At 41.4% G+C, this 21,825-nt stretch carries 13 protein-coding genes; 12 read left to right on the top strand and 1 reads right to left on the bottom strand.

Going from position 1 to position 21,825, the window contains the following annotated elements; translation table 11 throughout:
• The first annotated feature begins 3 nt into the window (after nt 1-3).
• The 8 genes from A3GE_RS0110660 (at nt 4) to A3GE_RS0110625 (ending at nt 14,412) form a co-directional block, all read left to right on the top strand.
• Nucleotides 4-750, top strand: coding sequence for an MlaA family lipoprotein (locus A3GE_RS0110660; RefSeq protein WP_018357248.1), 747 nt, complete (start codon nt 4-6; stop codon nt 748-750).
• Nucleotides 751-813: 63 nt separating this feature from the next.
• Nucleotides 814-1,203: a RidA family protein gene (locus A3GE_RS0110655; RefSeq protein ID WP_026215482.1), complete on the top strand. Its 390-nt coding sequence runs from the start codon at nt 814-816 to the stop codon at nt 1,201-1,203.
• Between the two features lie 287 nt (nt 1,204-1,490).
• A complete protein-coding gene (gene rplJ / locus A3GE_RS0110650; protein ID WP_018357246.1) occupies nt 1,491-1,982 on the top strand; it encodes a 50S ribosomal protein L10 in 492 nt (163 codons plus the stop codon).
• 54 nt (nt 1,983-2,036) lie between these two features.
• Nucleotides 2,037-2,408, top strand: a complete 372-nt coding sequence (gene rplL, locus A3GE_RS0110645; protein WP_018357245.1) for a 50S ribosomal protein L7/L12 — start codon at nt 2,037-2,039, stop codon at nt 2,406-2,408.
• Nucleotides 2,409-2,710: 302 nt separating this feature from the next.
• Nucleotides 2,711-6,739, top strand: coding sequence for a DNA-directed RNA polymerase subunit beta (rpoB, locus tag A3GE_RS0110640; RefSeq protein ID WP_018357244.1), 4,029 nt, complete (start codon nt 2,711-2,713; stop codon nt 6,737-6,739).
• Between the two features lie 120 nt (nt 6,740-6,859).
• On the top strand, nt 6,860-11,128 hold the full coding sequence (gene rpoC / locus A3GE_RS0110635) for a DNA-directed RNA polymerase subunit beta' (RefSeq protein ID WP_018357243.1): 4,269 nt from the start codon (nt 6,860-6,862) through the stop codon (nt 11,126-11,128).
• A 176-nt stretch (nt 11,129-11,304) separates the two neighbouring features.
• Entirely contained in the window at nt 11,305-12,231 is a 927-nt protein-coding gene (gene tehA / locus A3GE_RS0110630) for a dicarboxylate transporter/tellurite-resistance protein TehA (RefSeq protein WP_018357242.1), read from the top strand.
• A 258-nt stretch (nt 12,232-12,489) separates the two neighbouring features.
• Nucleotides 12,490-14,412 carry an AAA family ATPase gene (locus tag A3GE_RS0110625; RefSeq protein ID WP_018357241.1) on the top strand — a complete coding sequence of 641 codons (1,923 nt, stop codon included), beginning with the start codon at nt 12,490-12,492 and terminating at the stop codon, nt 14,410-14,412.
• Between the two features lie 56 nt (nt 14,413-14,468).
• Here A3GE_RS0110625 and pepD read toward each other — a convergent pair whose 3' ends face one another.
• Nucleotides 14,469-15,923: a beta-Ala-His dipeptidase gene (gene pepD, locus A3GE_RS0110620; protein WP_018357240.1), complete on the bottom strand. Its 1,455-nt coding sequence runs from the start codon at nt 15,921-15,923 to the stop codon at nt 14,469-14,471.
• Between the two features lie 100 nt (nt 15,924-16,023).
• Here pepD and gpt point away from each other — a divergent pair, with 100 nt between their 5' ends.
• The 4 genes from gpt (at nt 16,024) to fmt (ending at nt 21,822) form a co-directional block, all read left to right on the top strand.
• Complete coding sequence (gene gpt, locus A3GE_RS0110615) at nt 16,024-16,491, top strand: xanthine phosphoribosyltransferase (protein WP_018357239.1); 468 nt, start codon at nt 16,024-16,026, stop codon at nt 16,489-16,491.
• Between the two features lie 109 nt (nt 16,492-16,600).
• Nucleotides 16,601-20,080 (top strand): DNA polymerase III subunit alpha, encoded by a 3,480-nt coding sequence (gene dnaE / locus A3GE_RS0110610; RefSeq protein WP_018357238.1) that lies wholly within the window; start codon nt 16,601-16,603, stop codon nt 20,078-20,080.
• Between the two features lie 93 nt (nt 20,081-20,173).
• Nucleotides 20,174-20,683, top strand: coding sequence for a peptide deformylase (gene def / locus A3GE_RS0110605; RefSeq protein ID WP_018357237.1), 510 nt, complete (start codon nt 20,174-20,176; stop codon nt 20,681-20,683).
• A 182-nt stretch (nt 20,684-20,865) separates the two neighbouring features.
• Nucleotides 20,866-21,822, top strand: coding sequence for a methionyl-tRNA formyltransferase (fmt, locus tag A3GE_RS0110600; protein ID WP_018357236.1), 957 nt, complete (start codon nt 20,866-20,868; stop codon nt 21,820-21,822).
• The last annotated feature ends 3 nt before the right edge of the window (nt 21,823-21,825 follow it).

The following is a 21,825-nucleotide window of genomic DNA, read 5'->3' as shown; positions in this document are numbered from 1 at the left end:
TTTATGAAAAAACAGGCAATATTGACCGCACTTTTGGGGGCAATGGTATTAACCGGCTGTGCAACCAAGCCAAATGGAGAGCGTAATGATCCAATGGAAGGGTTTAACCGCACGATGTGGGATTTTAACTACAAAGTAGTGGATCGCTACGTATTAGAACCCGCAGCAAAAGGTTGGCGTGATTATCTACCGAAGCCACTAACAAAAGGGCTCACTAATGTAGCGAATAATTTGGATGAGCCGGTGAGTTTTATAAACCGTATGATTGAGGGCGAGCCTAAAAAAGCTTTTGTGCATTTTAATCGTTTTTGGATTAATACCGTATTCGGCATCGGTGGTTTATTTGATTTTGCCAGTGCAAGCAAAGAATTACAGGTTTATGAACAACGTGGATTTGGTGAGACGTTAGGTAGTTACGGTGTTGATGAGGGGGCTTATATGGTGCTTCCACTTTATAATGCGACAACACCCCGCCAATTAACCGGTGCGGTAGTCGATGCTGCCTATATGTATCCGTTCTGGGAGTGGGTTGCGGGTAACCCACTTTCATTGGTTAAATACGGTGTGCAAGCATTAGACGCACGGGCAAAAAATTTGGATAATGCAGAATTATTGAATCAAGCACAAGATCCTTATGTGACGTTCCGTGAAGCCTATTTCCAAAATTTAGAATTTAAAGTCAATGATGGAAAGGTAAAAGAAGATTCACAAAAAGAGCTTTCTGATGATGTGTTGAAGGAAATTGATTAATAAAAAGTGCGGTTGATTTTACCGCATTTTTCTCGATGGTAGATAAGAAAAGGAGAATTAATGATGACAAAAATTATTCATACCGAGAAAGCCCCTGCGGCAATTGGTCCTTATGTTCAGGCGGTTGATTTAGGGAATTTGGTGTTGACTTCAGGTCAGATTCCGGTAAATCCGGCAACAGGCGAAGTGCCGACTGATATTGTAGCGCAAGCCCGTCAATCTTTAGAAAATGTAAAAGCAATTGTGGAACAAGCCGGTTTAAGCGTGGCGGACATTGTAAAAACGACCGTATTCGTGAAAGATTTAAATGATTTTGCTGTAGTGAATGCGGAGTATGAGCGTTTCTTTAAAGAGAACAATCATCCGACTTTTCCCGCTCGCTCTTGTGTAGAAGTCGCACGTTTACCAAAAGATGTTGGGCTGGAAATTGAAGCCATTGCGGTGAGAAAATAACAAAAAAGTGCGGTTAAAATTCGCAGAATTTTTCAACAATAGACTTTACAAAGGGAGGGGTTGGCTCTATAATTCCACCCTTGTTTGCGCCTAGCGCGTAAAATTTCTGGTTGGTGCTTGACCTATTCAAGCCCCGTCCAAGACCGTAGGGGAGCAATCTTAATCATCCTACGTAGATGGTGTACAGAATAAGAATTTTTCTTGCTTCTGGGCACCGAAGTCGTCCTAATCTTAGATTGGGTAAATTAATTCCGAGAAATCGGAGTGTATTCAGGAGCTAAAAGCCAATGGCATTAAATCTTCAAGACAAACAAGCAATTGTTGCTGAAGTAAATGAAGCAGCCAAAGGTGCACTTTCAGCAGTGATCGCAGATTCCCGCGGTGTGACTGTTGATAAAATGACTGAATTACGTAAATCAGCTCGTGAAGCTGGTGTAACGATGCGTGTGGTTCGTAATACTTTATTACGCCGTGCGGTTGAAGGCACAGATTACGAATGCTTGAAGGATACGTTTGTAGGTCCAACACTTATCGCGTTCTCTAATGAACACCCGGGCGCAGCTGCCCGCTTGTTCAAAGAGTTTGCTAAAGCAAACGATAAGTTTGAAATTAAAGGTGCAGCCTTTGAAGGTAAGATCCAAGATGTTGAATTCTTAGCAACATTACCAACTTACGAAGAAGCAATTGCACGTTTAATGGGCACAATGAAAGAAGCTGCGGCAGGCAAACTTGCTCGCACTCTTGCGGCATTACGCGACAAATTACAAGAAGCAGCTTAATTGTTAAGCGTTTCTTACTTCATTTAACTTTATTTATTTTAGGAATTGATTGTTATGTCATTAACTAACGAACAAATCATTGAAGCGATTGCTTCTAAAACTGTAACTGAAATCGTTGAATTAATCACAGCGATGGAAGAAAAATTCGGCGTTTCAGCAGCGGCAGCAGTAGCGGCAGCACCAGCAGGTGGCGCAGCGGCAGCGGCAGAAGAAAAAACTGAATTTGATGTAGTTCTTGCTGAAGCTGGTGCAAACAAAGTAGCAGTAATCAAAGCAGTACGTGGTGCGACCGGTTTAGGCTTAAAAGAAGCGAAAGACTTGGTTGAATCTGCGCCTGCAGCGTTAAAAGAAGGCATCTCTAAAGAAGAAGCTGAAGCGCTTAAGAAAGAATTAGAAGAAGCCGGTGCAAAAGTAGAGATCAAATAATTTTTGATTCTCTTATGCCCTGTTTCTCAGGCTTGATGGCTGGTGGTTTACCCATCAGCCATTTTGTGCTATCAAAATAGGCACAAAAACAGATAATAATTTTCCGTTTAATCTTATCTGTTTCCACTCAAATTAATAATAGACGTTTTTATTTGAGTAGCCCACTACAGAAGTAAGGTTCAGAGTGCGGTTCCTGAAAACGGTGTCCATACTTTGGTATAAGTTAAAATCCGGTCAGAATTGACCGCACTTTTTCTTGTATCAGCTCAGTCTCACTAAAATTGATAGAGGAAAACCAACCAATGGGTCTCTCCTATTCTGAGAAAAAACGAATTCGTAAAGACTTCGGTAAACGTCCGCAAGTTTTAAATGTACCTTATTTATTAACCATTCAATTAGATTCGTTTGATAAATTTATTCAAAAAGATCCTGATGGTCAGCAAGGCTTAGAAGCTGCTTTCCGTTCAGTCTTTCCAATTGTTAGCAATAATGGCTACACAGAATTACAATATGTTGATTACCGTTTAGAAGAGCCGGAATTTGATGTTCGTGAGTGCCAAATTCGCGGTTCGACTTATGCGGCAGGTTTACGAGTTAAATTACGCCTTGTGAGCTATGATAAAGAGTCATCTTCACGCGCAATTAAAGATATTAAAGAAAATGAAGTGTATATGGGTGAGATCCCATTAATGACTGATAATGGTACTTTTGTGATTAACGGTACCGAGCGTGTTATCGTTTCACAATTACACCGTAGCCCCGGCGTATTTTTTGATTCCGATAAAGGTAAAACTCATTCATCAGGTAAAGTGCTTTATAACGCACGTATCATTCCTTACCGTGGTTCTTGGTTGGATTTTGAATTCGATCCGAAAGATAATCTTTATGCACGTATTGACCGTCGCCGTAAATTACCGGCAACAATTATTCTTCGTGCGTTAGGCTACACCACCGAAGAAATCTTAAATTTATTCTTCGATAAGGTGACCTTTGAAATCGCAGATAATAAATTATTAATGACCCTTGTGCCGGAACGTTTGCGTGGTGAAACGGCTTCCTTTGACATTGAAGTAAACGGAAAAGTCTATGTAGAACGTGGTCGTCGTATTACTGCACGTCATATTAAAGCGTTAGAAAAAGATAAGGTCACACAAGTTGTGGTACCTACCGAATATATCGTGGGTAAAGTCGCCGCAAAAGATTATGTGGATTTGGAATCCGGTGAAATTATTTGTCCGGCAAATGGTGAGATTTCTTTAGAAGTTCTAGCGAAATTAGCACAAGCAGGCTACAACGTTATTGAAACCTTGTTCACCAATGATTTAGATTACGGTCCTTATATTTCCGAAACCTTACGTGTTGATCCGACTGACGATAAAACCAGTGCGCTTTATGAAATCTATCGTATGATGCGCCCGGGTGAGCCACCAACACCGGAATCTTCAGAAGCCTTATTCCACAACTTATTTTTCTCTGCGGAACGTTATGATTTATCTGCAGTAGGTCGTATGAAATTCAACCGTTCTTTAGGTATTCCTGAAGGTGTGGGAAGTGGGATTTTAAGCCATGAGGATATCATTGCCGTAATGCGTAAACTCATTGATATCCGTAACGGTCGTGGTGAAGTGGATGATATCGACCACTTAGGTAACCGTCGTATCCGTTCTGTGGGCGAAATGGCTGAAAACCAATTCCGTATTGGTTTAGTACGTGTAGAAAGAGCGGTCAAAGAACGCTTATCTTTAGGTGATTTGGATGCGATCACGCCACAGGATTTAATTAATCCGAAACCAATTTCTGCGGCAGTGAAAGAATTCTTTGGTTCTTCACAACTTTCGCAATTTATGGATCAAAACAACCCATTATCAGAAGTGACCCACAAACGTCGTATTTCTGCGTTGGGTCCGGGCGGTTTAACCCGTGAACGTGCAGGCTTTGAAGTACGTGACGTACATAACACCCATTATGGTCGTTTATGTCCAATCGAAACGCCTGAAGGTCCGAACATCGGTTTGATTAACTCCCTTTCCGCATTTGCTCGTACTAATGATTACGGTTTCTTAGAAACCCCATATCGCAAAGTCATTGACGGTCAAGTGACGGAAGAAATTGAATATTTATCAGCCATTGATGAAGCAAATTATATCATCGCTCAGGCAAACTCAAATCTAGACGAGAATAATCGCTTTACTGATGCTTTTGTTACGGCTCGTGGTGAGCGTGGTGAGTCCGGTTTATATAAACCTGAAGATATCCATTATATGGACGTATCCACTCAACAAGTAGTGTCTGTAGCGGCGGCATTGATCCCATTCCTTGAGCATGATGATGCGAACCGTGCATTGATGGGGGCAAACATGCAACGTCAGGCTGTTCCAACATTACGTGCTGACAAGCCGTTAGTGGGAACAGGTATGGAAAAACCAATTGCTCTTGATTCCGGTGTGGCTGTTGTGGCGAAACGTGGTGGTATCGTTCAATATGTGGATGCATCACGTATTGTGATTAAAGTGAATGAAGATGAAACCGTTGCAGGTGAAGCGGGGATTGATATTTATAACTTAATCAAATACACCCGTTCTAACCAAAATACCTGTATCAACCAAATTCCTTGTGTGAATTTAGGCGATCCGATTAATCGTGGTGAGGTGTTGGCTGACGGTCCTTCAACCGATTTAGGGGAACTGGCGTTAGGTCAAAATATCCGTGTGGCATTTATGCCATGGAACGGTTATAACTTTGAAGACTCCATGTTAGTGTCTGAGCGTGTGGTTCAACAAGATCGCTTTACCACCATTCATATCCAAGAACTTTCTTGTGTGGCTCGTGATACTAAATTAGGCGCAGAAGAAATCACCGCAGATATTCCAAATGTGGGTGAATCGGCACTCAGCAAATTAGATGAATCCGGTATCGTTTATGTGGGTGCGGAAGTAAAAGGTGGAGACATCTTAGTCGGTAAAGTGACACCGAAAGGTGAAACCCAATTAACACCGGAAGAAAAATTGTTACGTGCAATTTTCGGTGAAAAAGCCTCTGATGTAAAAGATTCTTCATTACGCGTACCAAACAGCGTAAGCGGTACGGTTATCGACGTACAAGTCTTCACCCGTGATGGCGTGGAAAAAGACAAACGTGCGCTAGAAATCGAAGAAATGCAATTAAAAGAAGCGAAGAAAGATCTTTCCGATGAATTAGAAATCTTAGAGGCTGGTTTATTCGCGCGTGTTCGCAATCTTCTTATTTCGGGTGGCGTAGATGAAGCGCAATTAGATAAATTAGATCGTACTAAATGGTTAGAACAAACCATTGCCGATGAAGAGAAACAAAATCAATTAGAGCAACTCGCAGAGCAATACGAAGAGCTTCGTAAAGAGTTTGAACTCAAACTTGAAGTGAAACGTAAGAAAATCATCAAAGGTGATGATCTTGCGCCGGGTGTATTGAAAGTGGTGAAAGTTTATCTTGCGGTGAAACGCCAAATCCAACCTGGTGATAAAATGGCGGGTCGTCACGGTAACAAAGGGGTTATCTCAAAAATTAATCCTGTTGAGGATATGCCGTACGATGAAAACGGCCAACCGGTTGAAATCGTATTAAACCCTCTGGGCGTTCCATCCCGTATGAATATCGGTCAGATCCTTGAAACTCACTTAGGTTTAGCGGCAAAAGGTATTGGTGATCAAATCAATGCGATGCTTAAACAAAAACAAGAAGTAGAAAAATTACGCAGTTATATGCAAAAAGCCTATGATTTAGGTCATGGTTCACAAAAAGTGGATTTAAGCACTTTCACTGATGAAGAAGTGCTACGTTTAGCAGATAACTTGCGTAAAGGTTTACCGGTTGCTACCCCAGTGTTTGATGGTGCGGATGAAACGGAAATCAAAGAGTTATTAAAACTCGGCGGTTTACCGACTTCCGGACAGATCACCTTATACGATGGACGTACCGGTGAGAAATTTGAGCGTCCGGTAACCGTAGGTTATATGTATATGCTCAAATTGAACCACTTGGTTGATGACAAAATGCACGCACGTTCAACGGGCTCTTATAGTCTCGTCACGCAACAACCATTAGGTGGTAAAGCACAATTCGGTGGTCAACGTTTCGGTGAGATGGAGGTATGGGCGCTTGAAGCATATGGTGCAGCTTATACTTTACAGGAAATGCTAACCGTGAAATCCGATGATGTGAACGGTCGTACGAAGATGTATAAAAACATCGTCAGCGGCAACCAACAAATGGATCCGGGTACGCCGGAATCTTTCAACGTGATTATGAAAGAAATCCGTTCACTTGGTTTAAATATTGAGTTAGACGAAGAGTAATGAAAGTAGGGTGTGTGGATTGGCATAATTCACACACTACAAAAATCGCCGAAGTGCGGTCAAAATTCTCGGTGATTTTTAACCGCACTTTAAACCTTTAACTCCGACAGGAGAACATTTGTGAAAGACTTAGTTAAGTTTTTAAAAGCACAGTCAAAAACCAGTGAAGATTTTGATGTGATTAAAATTGGGTTAGCGTCACCGGATATGATCCGTTCTTGGTCATTTGGTGAGGTGAAAAAACCTGAAACCATTAACTACCGTACGTTCAAACCTGAACGTGATGGTCTTTTCTGTGCGCGTATCTTCGGGCCGGTAAAAGACTACGAATGTTTATGTGGTAAATATAAACGTTTAAAACACCGTGGTGTGATTTGTGAAAAATGTGGCGTTGAAGTGACACAAACCAAAGTGCGTCGTGAACGTATGGGTCATATTGAATTAGCCTCACCGGTGGCACACATTTGGTTCTTAAAATCCCTTCCATCCCGTATCGGTTTATTACTTGATATGCCGTTACGTGATATTGAGCGTGTACTTTATTTTGAAATGTACATTGTGACTGAACCGGGTATGACGGATTTAGAACGCGGTCAATTATTAACGGAAGAGCAATATCTTGATGCCGAAGATCGTTGGCAAGATGAATTTGAAGCCAAAATGGGTGCGGAAGCGATCCAAGATCTGTTAAAAGGTATGGATCTTGACGTGGAATGCGAAAAACTACGTGAAGAGTTACAAGAAACCAATTCTGAAACTAAACGTAAAAAAATCACTAAACGCTTAAAATTGTTAGAAGCATTTGTGCAATCCGGTAATAAACCGGAGTGGATGGTGATGACCGTATTACCGGTACTTCCACCGGATTTACGTCCGTTAGTACCACTTGATGGTGGTCGTTTTGCCACTTCTGATTTGAACGATTTATACCGTCGTGTGATCAACCGTAACAATCGTTTAAAACGTTTATTAGATTTGATTGCGCCGGATATTATCGTGCGCAACGAAAAACGGATGTTACAAGAATCGGTCGATGCCTTATTGGATAACGGTCGCCGTGGTCGTGCGATTACCGGTTCTAACCGCCGTCCGTTAAAATCTTTAGCGGATATGATTAAAGGTAAACAAGGTCGTTTCCGTCAAAACTTATTGGGTAAACGTGTGGATTACTCCGGTCGTTCCGTTATTACCGTCGGGCCATACTTGCACCTACATCAATGCGGTTTACCGAAGAAAATGGCATTGGAATTATTCCGTCCGTTTATCTATGCGAAATTAGAAAGCCGCGGTTATGCGACTACGATCAAAGCCGCGAAGAAAATGGTTGAACGTGAAGATGCGATCGTTTGGGATATCCTTGCGGAAGTGATTCGTGAACACCCGATTCTATTGAACCGTGCACCAACACTTCACCGTTTGGGTATTCAAGCATTTGAGCCAATCTTAATTGAAGGTAAAGCGATTCAATTACATCCGCTCGTCTGTGCAGCGTTTAACGCGGACTTCGATGGTGACCAAATGGCGGTTCACGTACCATTAACCCTTGAAGCACAATTAGAAGCCCGTGCGTTGATGATGTCAACCAACAACGTGCTTTCACCGGCGAACGGTGAGCCGATTATCGTTCCATCACAAGATGTGGTGTTGGGTCTTTACTATATGACCCGTGAAAAAGTAAACGGTAAAGGCGAAGGTATGTTATTGCAAGATCCGCGCGAGGCTGAAAAGGCTTATCGTACCGGTCAGGCCGAATTACATTCTCGTGTAAAAGTACGTATTACCAAATATGTGAAAAACGATGCGAATGAGTTTGAAACGAAAACTACGCTCACAGATACTACGATCGGTCGTGCAATTTTATGGATGATCGCACCAAAAGGTATGCCGTATGCATTGTTTAATCAAACATTAGGCAAAAAAGCGATTTCTAAATTAATTAATGAAGCATATCGCCGTTTAGGTTTAAAAGAAGCGGTTATGTTTGCTGACCAAATTATGTACACCGGTTTCGCTTATGCTGCTCGTTCCGGTTCATCAGTGGGTATTGATGATATGGTCATCCCTGAGAAGAAATATGAAATTATTTCTGCAGCGGAAGACGAGGTGGCGGAAATCCAAGAGCAATTCCAATCCGGTCTTGTTACGGCAGGTGAACGCTATAATAAAGTGATCGATATTTGGGCTGCGGCGAACGAACGCGTTGCAAAAGCAATGATGGAAAACCTTTCTACAGAAGAAGTACTCAACCGTGAAGGTAAACCTGAAAAGCAAGCCTCCTTTAACAGTATCTTTATGATGGCGGATTCCGGTGCGCGTGGTTCCGCAGCACAGATTCGTCAGCTAGCCGGTATGCGTGGTTTGATGGCACGTCCGGACGGTTCAATCATTGAAACGCCAATCACAGCTAATTTCCGTGAAGGATTGAACGTACTTCAGTACTTTATTTCAACTCACGGTGCGCGTAAAGGTTTGGCGGATACCGCATTAAAAACAGCAAACTCCGGTTATTTAACCCGTCGTTTGGTGGATGTGGCACAAGACTTAGTGATTATTGAAGATGACTGTGGCACGCATGAAGGTTTAGTAATGACCCCATTAATTGAAGGCGGAGATGAAAAAGTTCCACTTCGTGAATTAGTGTTAGGTCGTGTGGCGGCAGAAGACATTTATAAACCGGGTACGGAAGAAGTCTTAATTGCACGTAATACATTATTGGATGAAAAACTCTGTGATGTATTAGATGCAAATTCGGTGGATAGCGTAAAAGTACGCTCTGTTGTAACCTGTGATACTGATTATGGTGTGTGCGCGAAATGTTACGGTCGTGACTTGGCGCGTGGTCACTTAATCAATCAAGGGGAAGCGGTAGGTGTAATTGCGGCACAATCTATCGGTGAGCCGGGAACACAGTTAACCATGCGTACGTTCCATATCGGTGGTGCAGCATCTGCGGCTGCGAAGGAATCTAGCGTACAGGCGAAAAATACCGGTACATTACACTTAGCAAATGCGAAATTTGTAACGAATGACGAAGGTAAATTAGTTTTAACATCCCGTAATACGGAATTAACTATTACTGATGCATTTGGTCGTACCAAAGAACACTATAAAGTGCCTTATGGTGCGGTATTAAGTAAAGGTGATGGTCAAGAAGTAACTGCGGGTGAAACTGTGGCGAACTGGGATCCGCATACCATGCCGGTTGTATCCGAAGTAGCTGGTTTCGTGAAATTCGTAGATATCGTGGACGGTTTAACCGTAACACGTCAAACCGATGAATTAACCGGTTTATCCTCTATTGTGGTACAAGATGTGGGTGAACGTGCAACCGCAGGTAAAGATTTACGTCCAACCATCAAATTAGTTGATGCAAACGGTAATGACGTATTCTTACCGGAAACCGATGTTATTGCACAATACTTCCTACCGGGTAAAGCAATCGTGAGCTTAGACGATGGCGCAGCGGTGAAAGTGGGTGAACCATTGGCGCGTATTCCGCAAGAATCTGTGGGAACCAAAGACATTACCGGTGGTCTTCCACGGGTTGCGGATTTATTTGAAGCCCGTAAACCAAAAGAGCCGGCAATCTTGGCTGAAATTTCAGGTATCGTTTCCTTCGGTAAAGAAACCAAAGGTAAACGTCGCTTGCTAATTACGCCGGCAGAAGGAGAAGTGTACGAAGAAATGATTCCAAAATGGCGTCAGCTCAACGTATTTGAAGGTGAAATGGTACAACGTGGTGATGTGATTTCTGATGGTGCGGAAACACCACATGATATTTTACGTTTACGTGGCGTACGTGCTGTAACCGAATATATTGTGAATGAAGTGCAAGATGTTTACCGCTTACAAGGGGTAAAAATCAATGATAAGCACATTGAAGTCATCGTTCGCCAAATGTTGCGTAAAGCGGTGATCACTAAGGCTTACGACTCTGAATTCCTTGAAGGGGAACAAGTGGAAGTGGCCCGCGTGAAAATCGTCAATCGTAAACGTGAAGCGGAAGGCAAACCGTTGGTTGAGTTCGAGCGCGAATTATTGGGTATTACCAAAGCATCTCTTGCAACGGAATCCTTCATCTCTGCTGCATCGTTCCAAGAAACCACACGTGTTCTTACCGAAGCAGCTGTGGCAGGTAAACGTGACGAATTACGCGGTTTGAAAGAAAACGTGATCGTGGGTCGTTTAATTCCGGCTGGTACCGGTTTTGCGTATCACCAAAACCGCATTAAAAACCGCCAAAAAGCAGCGGAATTAGCGGTGGAAGCAATTGAAGAGCCAATTTCTACTTTTGCAACCGATGCGGATATCGAAGCGGAATTTGAATTTATCGCAGATGATGCAACGCAAAGCCTAGCGGCATTATTAAATTCCGAAATGGAAGAGTAATTTTGCAATATAGATAAAAAAGCCCCGAAAGGGGCTTTTTTGTTGACTATTATAGGAACAATGACTTAGCAATGAGAATTCAAAGTGCGGTCATTTTTTCAAGAATTTGAAATTTTTGAGAAAGTCATACTATTTATTGTTAGACTTATGCAAAGATTTTTTATAAGGATAATTAAATGGGTACAACAAAAACTTTTCCTCTGCCCACCGGCTATTTTGGTATCCCTTTAGGATTAGGGGCACTCTCTTTGGCATGGTGGCATTTGGCGGATTTCTTCCCTTGGGCGCAAACTATTAGCGATGTGATCGGTATTACGGCAATGACCGTTTGGTTGGCCTTTATTGCTATGTATGGGTATAAATTGAGTTATTATTTCCACGAAGTAAAAGAGGAATACCACTGCCCTGTCCGCTTTTCTTTTATTGCCTTGATTCCTATCACAACCATGTTAGTCGGCGATATTGCCTATCGTTGGAATCCTGTGATAGCGGAAGTGATGATTTGGCTCGGAACCATCGGGCAATTATTGTTTTCTTCTTTTAGAATGAGTGAACTCTGGAAAGGCGGTGTTTTTGAGCAAAAATCAACACGCCCACCCTTTTATTTACCCTCTGTCGCCGCAAACTTCACTAGCGCAAGTTCAGTCGCTTTATTAGGCTATCATGATCTTGGCTATTTATTTTTCGGTGCCGGTTTCCTAGCGTGGATAATGTTTGAACCCGTATTACTCCAACATTTACGCATTTCTTCCTTAGAACCGCCTTTTCGTGCCACCATGGGGATTATTCTCGCCCCGGCATTTGTTTGCGCTTCCGCTTATCTCGCCGTCAATCAAGGCAAAGTCGATACTTTCGCCAAAATCCTATGGGGCTATGGCTTTTTGCAAATGTTTTTTCTATTGAGAATTTTCCCTTGGATTATCGAAAAAGGCTTAAACATCGGTTTATGGGCTTTCTCATTCGGCTTAGCCTCCATGGCAAATAGTGCCGTTGTTTTTTACCATAATCAAGTACTATCCGGCATAGCAATGTTTGCCTTTATTTTCTCAAATTTGATGATTGGATTACTTGTGCTGATGACCTTGTGGAAGTGGGTGAAGTAAACTTTTATAAGCGATGTGAAATAGAATCGGGATTTGAACTTGTTGCTAATGATACTAGCGCAGAGTTTAACAGCATTATTAGATGCCAAAATGGAAGATTAATTTTATAAGATAGATAAGGAAAAGCTCCGAAATGGGCTTTTTTTGTTGGATATATAAAAATATTAAACTTACGATTACTAATTTATAGCTATTTATAATGAAAGTGTATACTATGCGTTTATTATTGGCTTTAATTTATTGTTAAAAGGGGATGTTATGATATCTGGATTATTTATTACCTATTTTAAAACTTATTCTAAAGTGAATTTTATACCTTTATCCGATGGACATAATTTATGCGGTATCTTGGGGAGAAATGGTATAGGGAAAAGTTCTATACTAGAAGCTCTAGATTATTTTTTTAATCGTGATAAAGAATGGAATCTTCATCTTAATGCAAAGAAAAAAGGAGTGACATCTGGACGTGATGGAGCAGCGAATCCCTATATATTGCCAATTTTTATAATAGATAGAGATGAAACAATTTCCTCTGATTTGTTAAGTATTTTGACCGAATTAGATAGGTTGTTTAGATCTATCAAAAAAGAAGATATCAATGGCATGGGTAATAATGCTAAGAGCACGTTTTTGTCTTTAAAAGAGATTATTTGTAGTAAAGATATCTACGACTCTAAATTAATTATTCCTATTGGTATTAATTATGAGAATATAGCTATTTGTCCTATTATTGATTCAATAAAAACAGATATTATAACTGATGATTCTTTGGAAAAAGTAATTAAGTATATTAGAGATTTATATGATTATGTTTATATTCCTAAAGATATTGATACTGAACAGTTTATGAAACTTGAAACAAAACAAGTTCAGATGTTAATGGGAGAGTCTCTAGAAGATATTTTGAAAAGTAAAATTACAGAGTCTACGATTAGAGAAATAAATGGAAATTTAGATAGATTTATTTCTGATTTAGAAAGTGAGTTAGATGGATATGTGTATAAGACAGTACAGCATAGACAATCAAAAGTTAAACGTTCAGATATCTATAAGTTAATAATCGATACATACTTTAATGTGCGAAAATTGCATAAAAAAATAAAAGATGACCAAACTATACCTATGTCAGAAATGAGTTCTGGAGAGAAACAAAAAGCCATTATAGATGTTGCTCATAGTTTGTTGAAGAATCATAGGGTTGATGGAAAGAATCTGATATTAGGAATTGATGAGCCAGAGGCTTCTCTGCATATATCGGCTTGCTTTGACCAATTTAATTCATTATTTGATATTGGGAATGACTGTAGACAAGTTTTGTTTACATCACATTGGTATGGATATCTACCAATTTTAAATAATGGAAATACGTGTATTATTTCAAAAATAGATAGTAGTCATCATTTTGATCTTATTAATACTAGTAACTACCAAGAACAAATGTCTCAACAAAAAGAGGAATCTAAAGGTCGACTTCCATATGATATTCAACTTAAAAGTACCACTGATTTTGTCCAATCAATATTAATTAATATTTTTTCTGATACTCCATATAATTGGATTATATGTGAAGGTAGTTCAGAGAAAATTTATTTAGAAAGATATTTCGAAAATGAGATTAATTTAAATAAATTAAGGATTGTTCCTGTCGGAGGTGCTAAAAAAATTAAGAAAATATATTCTAATATGTTAACGCCTTATAGTGAAATGAAAGATAGTATAGGCAAAAATATCAAAAGAGGGAAGATTTTATTGTTATCAGATACAGATAGATCTCTAGTTAATTATAAAGTTGATAGTGATGAATTCTTCAAATGTCAAAGGATAGTCAATAATCCAAGAAGCCAAGAAACTATGATGGTTAATATTCATGAAAATCCAATTTCACCTGAAACAGAAATTGAAGATTGTTTAAACGGAAAACTATTTGTTGATACTTTGAAATATTTTAAAGATGAATTTCCTATAATTGATTTTATAGATGAAAATAAGGATTATATGGAATTAGCATCATCTTTTAGTTTAGATCTAAGACCCAGTGAACAGAGTAATTTAAAGAATTTCTTTGATAGTAATGACGGAGAAATGAAGTTACAGTTTGCTAAAAAATATGTAGAACTTTTATCTGACTCGTATTCTGTTCCTAGATGGATTGAAGATATTAAGATCTGGATATGCACTTAGTTTTCATTTTATTAATAAATAAAAATGGCAGGTGTAATCCTGCCATTTTAGTCTTTTTATTTAATCAAAACATCCCCCAAAACTCTCACCAACACCTCCCAATAAGTCTGCACCGCTGAAATCTGTACTTTTTCATCCGGTGAGTGGGCGTTGCGGATGGTTGGTCCTAAAGACACCATATCAATATGCGGATAATGCTCTTTAAGTAAGCCACATTCCAAACCTGCGTGGATCACTTTGATTTCAGGGGCTTTGCCTAATACGTCGGCATAATGTTTTTTCGTTAGGTTGAGAATGGCGGAGTCGTTCACCGGTTTCCAGCCTGGGTAAGGGGCGGAAAATTCGGTTTTTGCGCCAGCCAAGGTAGCAACGGAACTTAATAATTCGGTCACATAAGCCTTACCGCTTTCAATCAATGAACGGACTAAAATCGTGCCTTTTACGTTGTCGCCTTCGGTTTTTAACACACCAATACTGAGCGAGCTTTCCACTACATTTTTAATCACATCACTGTTGCGAATCACACCATTTGGCAAGGCATTGAGCAGGTGAATCACCGTTTTTGTACTTTGTGCGGTGAATACCGTTTCGGCTTTATTTGTCGGTTCAATAAAAAGGGTTAAATTCGGTTCGGCAATCGCCAATTCTTCTTTGAGTAAAACTTCAAGATTTTTGACCGCACTTTCAAGGACATTAACCTCACCATTGAATGCCATCACCGCAGCGGCTTCGCGAGGAATCGCATTACGAATAGAACCGCCACGAATTTCCGCTAAAGCAAAGTGCGGTTGGTTTTGAGCAAGTTTTGCTAATACACGGGCTAACACTTTAATGGCGTTGGCTCTGCCTGTGTGAATATCGCAACCGGAATGTCCGCCACGCAAGCCCTTTAAGGTGAGTTGAACGCAATGCTCGAAAGCATTGTTTTCTCGTTCTATCGGTAGTTCCAAATTGGCATTAATGCCGCCAGCACAGCCAATATAAATTTCGCCGATTTCTTCCGTATCTGTATTAATGAGGATGTCCGATTGCAACCAATTACGGCGAAGGTTTAATGCACCGTCCATGCCGGTTTCTTCTGTCATTGTGAGTAATACTTCAAGAGGGGGATGCGCCACATCATAACTTTCCAACACGGCAAGGGCGGAGGCTAAACCAATTCCGTTGTCCGCCCCCAACGTTGTACCTTGTGCTTTTACCCAATCGCCGTCAATATAAGGGCGAATCGGATCTTTGGTGAAATCGTGCGGATTGCCCTCATTGGCTTGCGGTACCATATCCAAATGGGCTTGCAATGCCACCGGAATGCGGTTTTCCATTCCCACTGTTGCCGGTTTACGAATCAGTACATTGCCCGCTTCATCACGTTCCACAAAAAACTGTTTTTCTTTCGCCCAATTCACAATGAAATTTGCCAATTTATCCTCATGATGAGACGGATGAGGGATGGCACAAATTTGATCAAACCATTTCCATAATAATTGTGGTTGTAGGGTGGTAATTTCAGACATATTCGCTCCTTTTTACGAAAAATTTCACGAAATAATAGCATAAAACCTTGTTTCAGGTTATCCTTACGCAATTTTTATTTATTGATATTAAGGTGTAATTATGAGCGAAAAATATGTGGTAACTTGGGATATGTTCCAAATGCACGCCCGCAAATTATCAGAGCGTTTACTTCCCGCTTCCCAATGGAAAGGCATTATTGCGGTGAGCCGTGGCGGTTTATTTCCTGCAGCCGTGTTATCACGCGAATTAAATATTCGCCATGTAGAAACCGTTTGTATTGCTAGCTATCACGATCATAAAAATCAAGGTGAACTGCAAGTTTTACACGCAGCAGAAGTGCCTAACGGCGGAGAAGGCTTTATTGTGGTGGATGATTTAGTGGATACAGGCAACACTGCTCGTGCAATTCGTGAAATGTATCCTAATGCAAAATTTGTTACCGTTTTTGCCAAACCGGCAGGGGCAGAATTAGTGGATGATTATGTGATCGACATCCCACAAAATACTTGGATTGAACAACCTTGGGATTTAGGTTTAATGTTTGTTCCACCTCTCGCAAGAAAATAAGATAATAAACGTTATAAAAGTGCGGTGAAATTCACCGCACTTTTTGTTTGATTGAGTCGTTAAAAAAATCTCGTTAAAATGACCGCACATTAACCTATGAGGATTTTCCATGCCATCACAACCCCGTTTCGTTCACCTTCGTACACACAGTGATTTCTCGATGATTGATGGAATTGCCAAAGTGAAACCTTTGGTCAAAACCTGTGCGGCGAATAATATGGTGGCGATGGCACTGACAGATTTTTCCAATTTTTGTGGTGTCGTGCGTTTTTATGGAGAGGCTTTATCTGCCGGGATTAAACCGATTATCGGGGCGGATGTGCGGGTGCGCAGTGAGCTATGCGGCGATGAATTATTTGAGCTGACCTTGTTGGCGAAAAATAATACGGGCTATAAAAATATCACCCTGCTCTTGTCGAAGGCGTATCAACGGGGCTATGCCGATTTGCCTTATATCGATCAAGATTGGTTGATCGAACACCGCGAGGGCGTGATTATTTTATCCGGTGGAACAAAAGGTGATGTGGGTAAAAAATTGTTGAAAGAAAATGCCACTGAAACACAAAGTGCGGTTGATTTTTATCAAGAATTTTTTCCTGATCATTTTTATTTGGCATTAACACGAACCGGCAAGCCCGATGAAGAACGCTATATTAAAGCTGCCTGTGCTTTAGCCGAAACACAAAATCTCCCTCTTGTGGTGACCAATGATGTGGTCTTTTTAAAATCCGATGATGCAGAGGCTCATGAAATTCGAGTTGCTATTCATGATGGCTATACCTTAGACGATCCCAAACGTCCTAAACTTTACACAGCACAACAGTATTTCCGCACGGAAGAGGAAATGTGTGCCTTATTTGCCGATATTCCTTCCGCTCTTGAAAATACCTTATTAATCGCACAGCGTTGTAGTGTCACCTTACGCCTTGGGCAATATTTCTTACCGCAATTTCCAACGGGGGAACTGAGCACGGAAGATTATTTGGTGATGAAATCGAAAGAGGGCTTGGAAGAACGCTTAGCATTTTTGTTTCCCGATGAAAAAGTGCGGTCAGAAAGACGTGGCGAATATGATGAACGCTTGCAGGTTGAACTCGATGTGATTAACCAAATGGGCTTCCCCGGTTATTTCTTGATCGTGATGGAGTTTATTCAATGGTCGAAAGATAACGATATTCCCGTGGGGCCGGGCCGAGGTTCCGGTGCGGGCTCATTGGTGGCATATGCGTTAAAAATTACTGATCTCGATCCACTGGAATTTGATTTGCTTTTTGAACGTTTCCTAAATCCTGAACGTGTGTCTATGCCCGATTTTGACGTGGATTTCTGTATGGACGGACGGGATCGGGTGATTGAGCACGTGGCGGAAACCTATGGGCGTGGAGCGGTATCACAAATTATCACCTTTGGTACGATGGCGGCGAAAGCGGTAATCCGTGATGTAGGGCGGGTATTGGGTCATCCTTATGGTTTTGTGGATCGCATTTCTAAATTGGTTCCGCCCGATCCGGGTATGACCCTTGCCAAAGCCTTTGAAGCTGAGCCGCAATTACAGGTTGCCTATGATAGCGATGAGGAAGTACAGGCCCTGATTGATATGGCGCGCAAGCTGGAAGGTGTAACCCGAAATGCCGGTAAGCATGCCGGTGGAGTGGTAATTTCACCGACACTCATTACCGATTTCTCACCACTTTATTGTGACAGCGAAGGGCTTCATCCCGTTACCCATTTCGATAAAAATGATGTGGAATATGCCGGTTTGGTAAAATTTGACTTCTTGGGATTACGCACCCTCACCATCATCAAATGGGCGTTGGATATGGTGAATGCCCGTATGGTGCGGGAAGGCAAGCCCATGGTGGATATTGCGGCCATTCCATTGGATGATCCTGAGTCTTTTGAGTTGCTCAAACGTTCTGAAACCACCGCCGTGTTCCAGTTGGAATCACGGGGTATGAAAGATTTGATTAAACGCCTGCAACCGGACTGTTTTGAAGATATTATCGCGTTGGTGGCACTGTTCCGCCCCGGCCCGTTGCAATCGGGTATGGTGGATAATTTTATCGACCGTAAACACGGGCGCGAGGAGGTTTCTTATCCTGATGCAAATTATCAACACGAAAGCCTGAAACCCATTTTAGAACCGACTTACGGCATTATTTTGTATCAAGAGCAAGTGATGCAAATTGCGCAGGTTTTAGCCGGTTATACATTGGGCGGAGCGGATTTATTACGCCGTGCGATGGGTAAGAAAAAACCGGAAGAAATGGCAAAGCAACGTTCCGTATTTGAAGCGGGCGCGATCAAAAATGGCGTTGACGGCGAACTTGCCATGAAGATCTTCGACTTGGTGGAAAAATTTGCCGGCTATGGTTTTAATAAATCCCACTCGGCAGCCTATGCTTTGGTTTCTTATCAAACACTTTGGTTGAAAACCCATTTTCCTGCGGAATTTATGGCGGCGGTGATGACATCGGAAATGGATAATACGGATAAAATTGTCGGCTTGTACGATGAATGTTTGCGTATGGGATTAAAAGTCACACCGCCGGATATCAACGTGGGCAAACATCATTTCAGTGTGAATGAAAACGGTGAAATTGTGTATGGTATCGGTGCGATTAAAGGCGTGGGAGAAGGACCTATTGACGCATTAATTACTGCACGCAATGCAGGGGGATTTTTTAAAGATTTATTTGATTTATGCGCTCGTGTCGATTTGAAAAAAATCAACCGACGTACCTTTGAAAGCCTAATTATGTCAGGGGCGTTTGATAAATTAGGGCCACATCGTGCCGCCTTGTCTAAAAATTTAGAAGATGCCCTCAAAGCCTCCGATCAACACGCCAAAGATGAAGCGATGGGGCAATCGGATATGTTCGGTGTGCTGACGGAAAGTCACGAAGAAGTGGAAAGTGCTTATGCCAATACGCCACCTTACACGGAAAAACAAATTCTAGACGGCGAGCGTGAAACCTTAGGGCTTTATTTAAGTAGTCATCCGATTAGTCGTTATTTAAAAGAGCTGTCTCATTACAGTTCAACACGCTTAAAAGAACTCACACCAAACCGCCGTGGGCAGATTAGTACAGCAGCCGGCTTAATTGTGGCTTCACGTATCGCCATCACCAAAAAAGGTAATCGATTGGGTGTGGCAACATTGGATGATCGCTCTGGACGTTTGGATATTACGTTGTTTGGCGAAAGTTTGGCGCAATTTGGTGAAAAATTGCAAAAAGATACTGTCGTTGTGGTATCGGGACAAGTGAGCTTTGATGATTTTTCCGGTGGTTTAAAAATGACCGTACGGGATATGATGACCTTAGATGAAGCCCGTTCCCGTTATGCAAAATCTCTTGCTATTAGTTTATCGGACGAACAGATAACGCCAATGTTTATTAAGCAACTAAAACAAATGCTTGAACCGGTGAGCGGCGGAACATTACCGATTAATGTGTATTATCAAAGTCCAAAAGGCAGAGCGCTTCTACGTCTTGGGGTTCAGTGGTCGATTACCCCTACCGATGAAATTTTGACGGAATTAGCCAATATGCTGGGCGAAAGTGCGGTTGAATTGGAGTTCGGATAATAGCGTTTATGTCAATCACCCAAATTAAGGACAGGAGAGCCTTCCTGTGCTACAATCGTGCAACAAATTACAGTTTAAACAATAAGAGAAATTATGACCGCACTTAATGTATTAATTTATCCTGACGAACATTTAAAAGTCGTTTGTGAGCCCGTTTCTGAAGTCAATGATGACATTCGCAAAATTATAGATGATATGTTCGATACCATGTATCAACAAGAAGGCATAGGTTTAGCTGCACCACAGGTTGATATTTTACAACGCATTATCACCATTGATATTGAGGGTGATAAACAAAATCAACTGGTTTTGATTAATCCGGAAATTTTGGCGTCGGAAGGCGAAACCGGTATTGAAGAAGGTTGTTTATCCATTCCGGGTGTACGAGCCCTTGTGCCGCGGAAAGAAAAAGTCACAGTGAAAGCCCTTGATCGTGATGGTAAAGAATTTACCTTAAATGCAGACGGCTTACTTGCCATTTGTATTCAGCATGAAATTGATCACCTTAACGGTATTTTGTTTGTGGATTATCTTTCACCGCTCAAACGCCAACGTATTAAAGAAAAGTTAGTTAAATACAAAAAACAAATAGCAAAACAATAACCGATATTATGTAGTCAATGTATAAAACAGGGATTTCAACGAAATGTAGGGACACACGCGGTGTGTCCCTACATCTCTCCCCCTTGTACGCGACATAATCACGAAAAGTGCGGTTAATTTTGACCGCATTTTACTTTCTCTCCCATACTATTGGGAACATTATCAACATAACGCAGAACATGATGAAACCACTCAATATTATCTTCGCAGGCACACCTGATTTCGCGGCGCAGCATTTACAAGCTTTACTCCACTCCCAACATAACGTGATTGCTGTTTATACACAGCCTGATAAACCGGCGGGGCGTGGTAAAAAATTACAGGCTAGCCCTGTGAAACAGCTTGCCGAACAACATAATATCCCTGTTTATCAGCCTAAATCCTTACGCAAGGAAGAGGTGCAAGCAGAATTACAAGCCCTGAATGCCGATGTGATGGTGGTAGTAGCTTATGGCTTGATTTTGCCAAAGGTTGTGTTAAGTGTGCCACGTTTGGGTTGCTTGAACGTACATGGTTCTATTTTGCCTCGTTGGCGTGGTGCTGCTCCGATTCAACGGGCTATTTGGGCGGGAGATACGCAAACAGGTGTAACTATTATGCAAATGGATGAAGGGTTAGATACCGGTAATATGTTGCACAAAGTGTATTGTGATATTTTGCCGACAGAAACCTCAGCCGGTCTTTATGAAAAATTGGCTGAATTGGCACCGCCGGCACTCATTGAGGTACTTGATCAACTCGAAAGTGGAAAGTTTATCGCTGAAAAACAAGATGATAGCCAAAGTAATTATGCGGACAAACTTTCCAAAGAAGAGGCGAGATTGGATTGGTCTCTTTCCGCCGCACAACTTGAACGCAATATTCGGGCCTTTAATCCTTGGCCTATGGCTTATTTCAGTACAGAAGATAAAGAGGGAAATTCACAAACTTTAAAAGTGTATCAAGCGGAAGTGTTACCCCATCAAGATAAACCGGAGGGGACGATTTTATGCGCGGATAAAACGGGCATTCAAATTGCCACGGCTGAAGGCGTACTGAATATTCTGCAACTGCAACCGGCAGGTAAAAAGCCGATGTCGGTTCAAGATTTGTTGAATGGACGTGCAGACTGGTTTCCTGTTGGTAAGGTGTTAGCCTAATGA

Origin of the sequence: Rodentibacter pneumotropicus DSM 21403, assembly GCF_000379905.1 — a bacterium.
Classification (GTDB): domain Bacteria; phylum Pseudomonadota; class Gammaproteobacteria; order Enterobacterales; family Pasteurellaceae; genus Rodentibacter; species Rodentibacter pneumotropicus.
The sequence above is the reverse complement of the archived record's forward strand: the minus strand, read 5'-3'. Positions and strand labels throughout refer to the sequence as shown.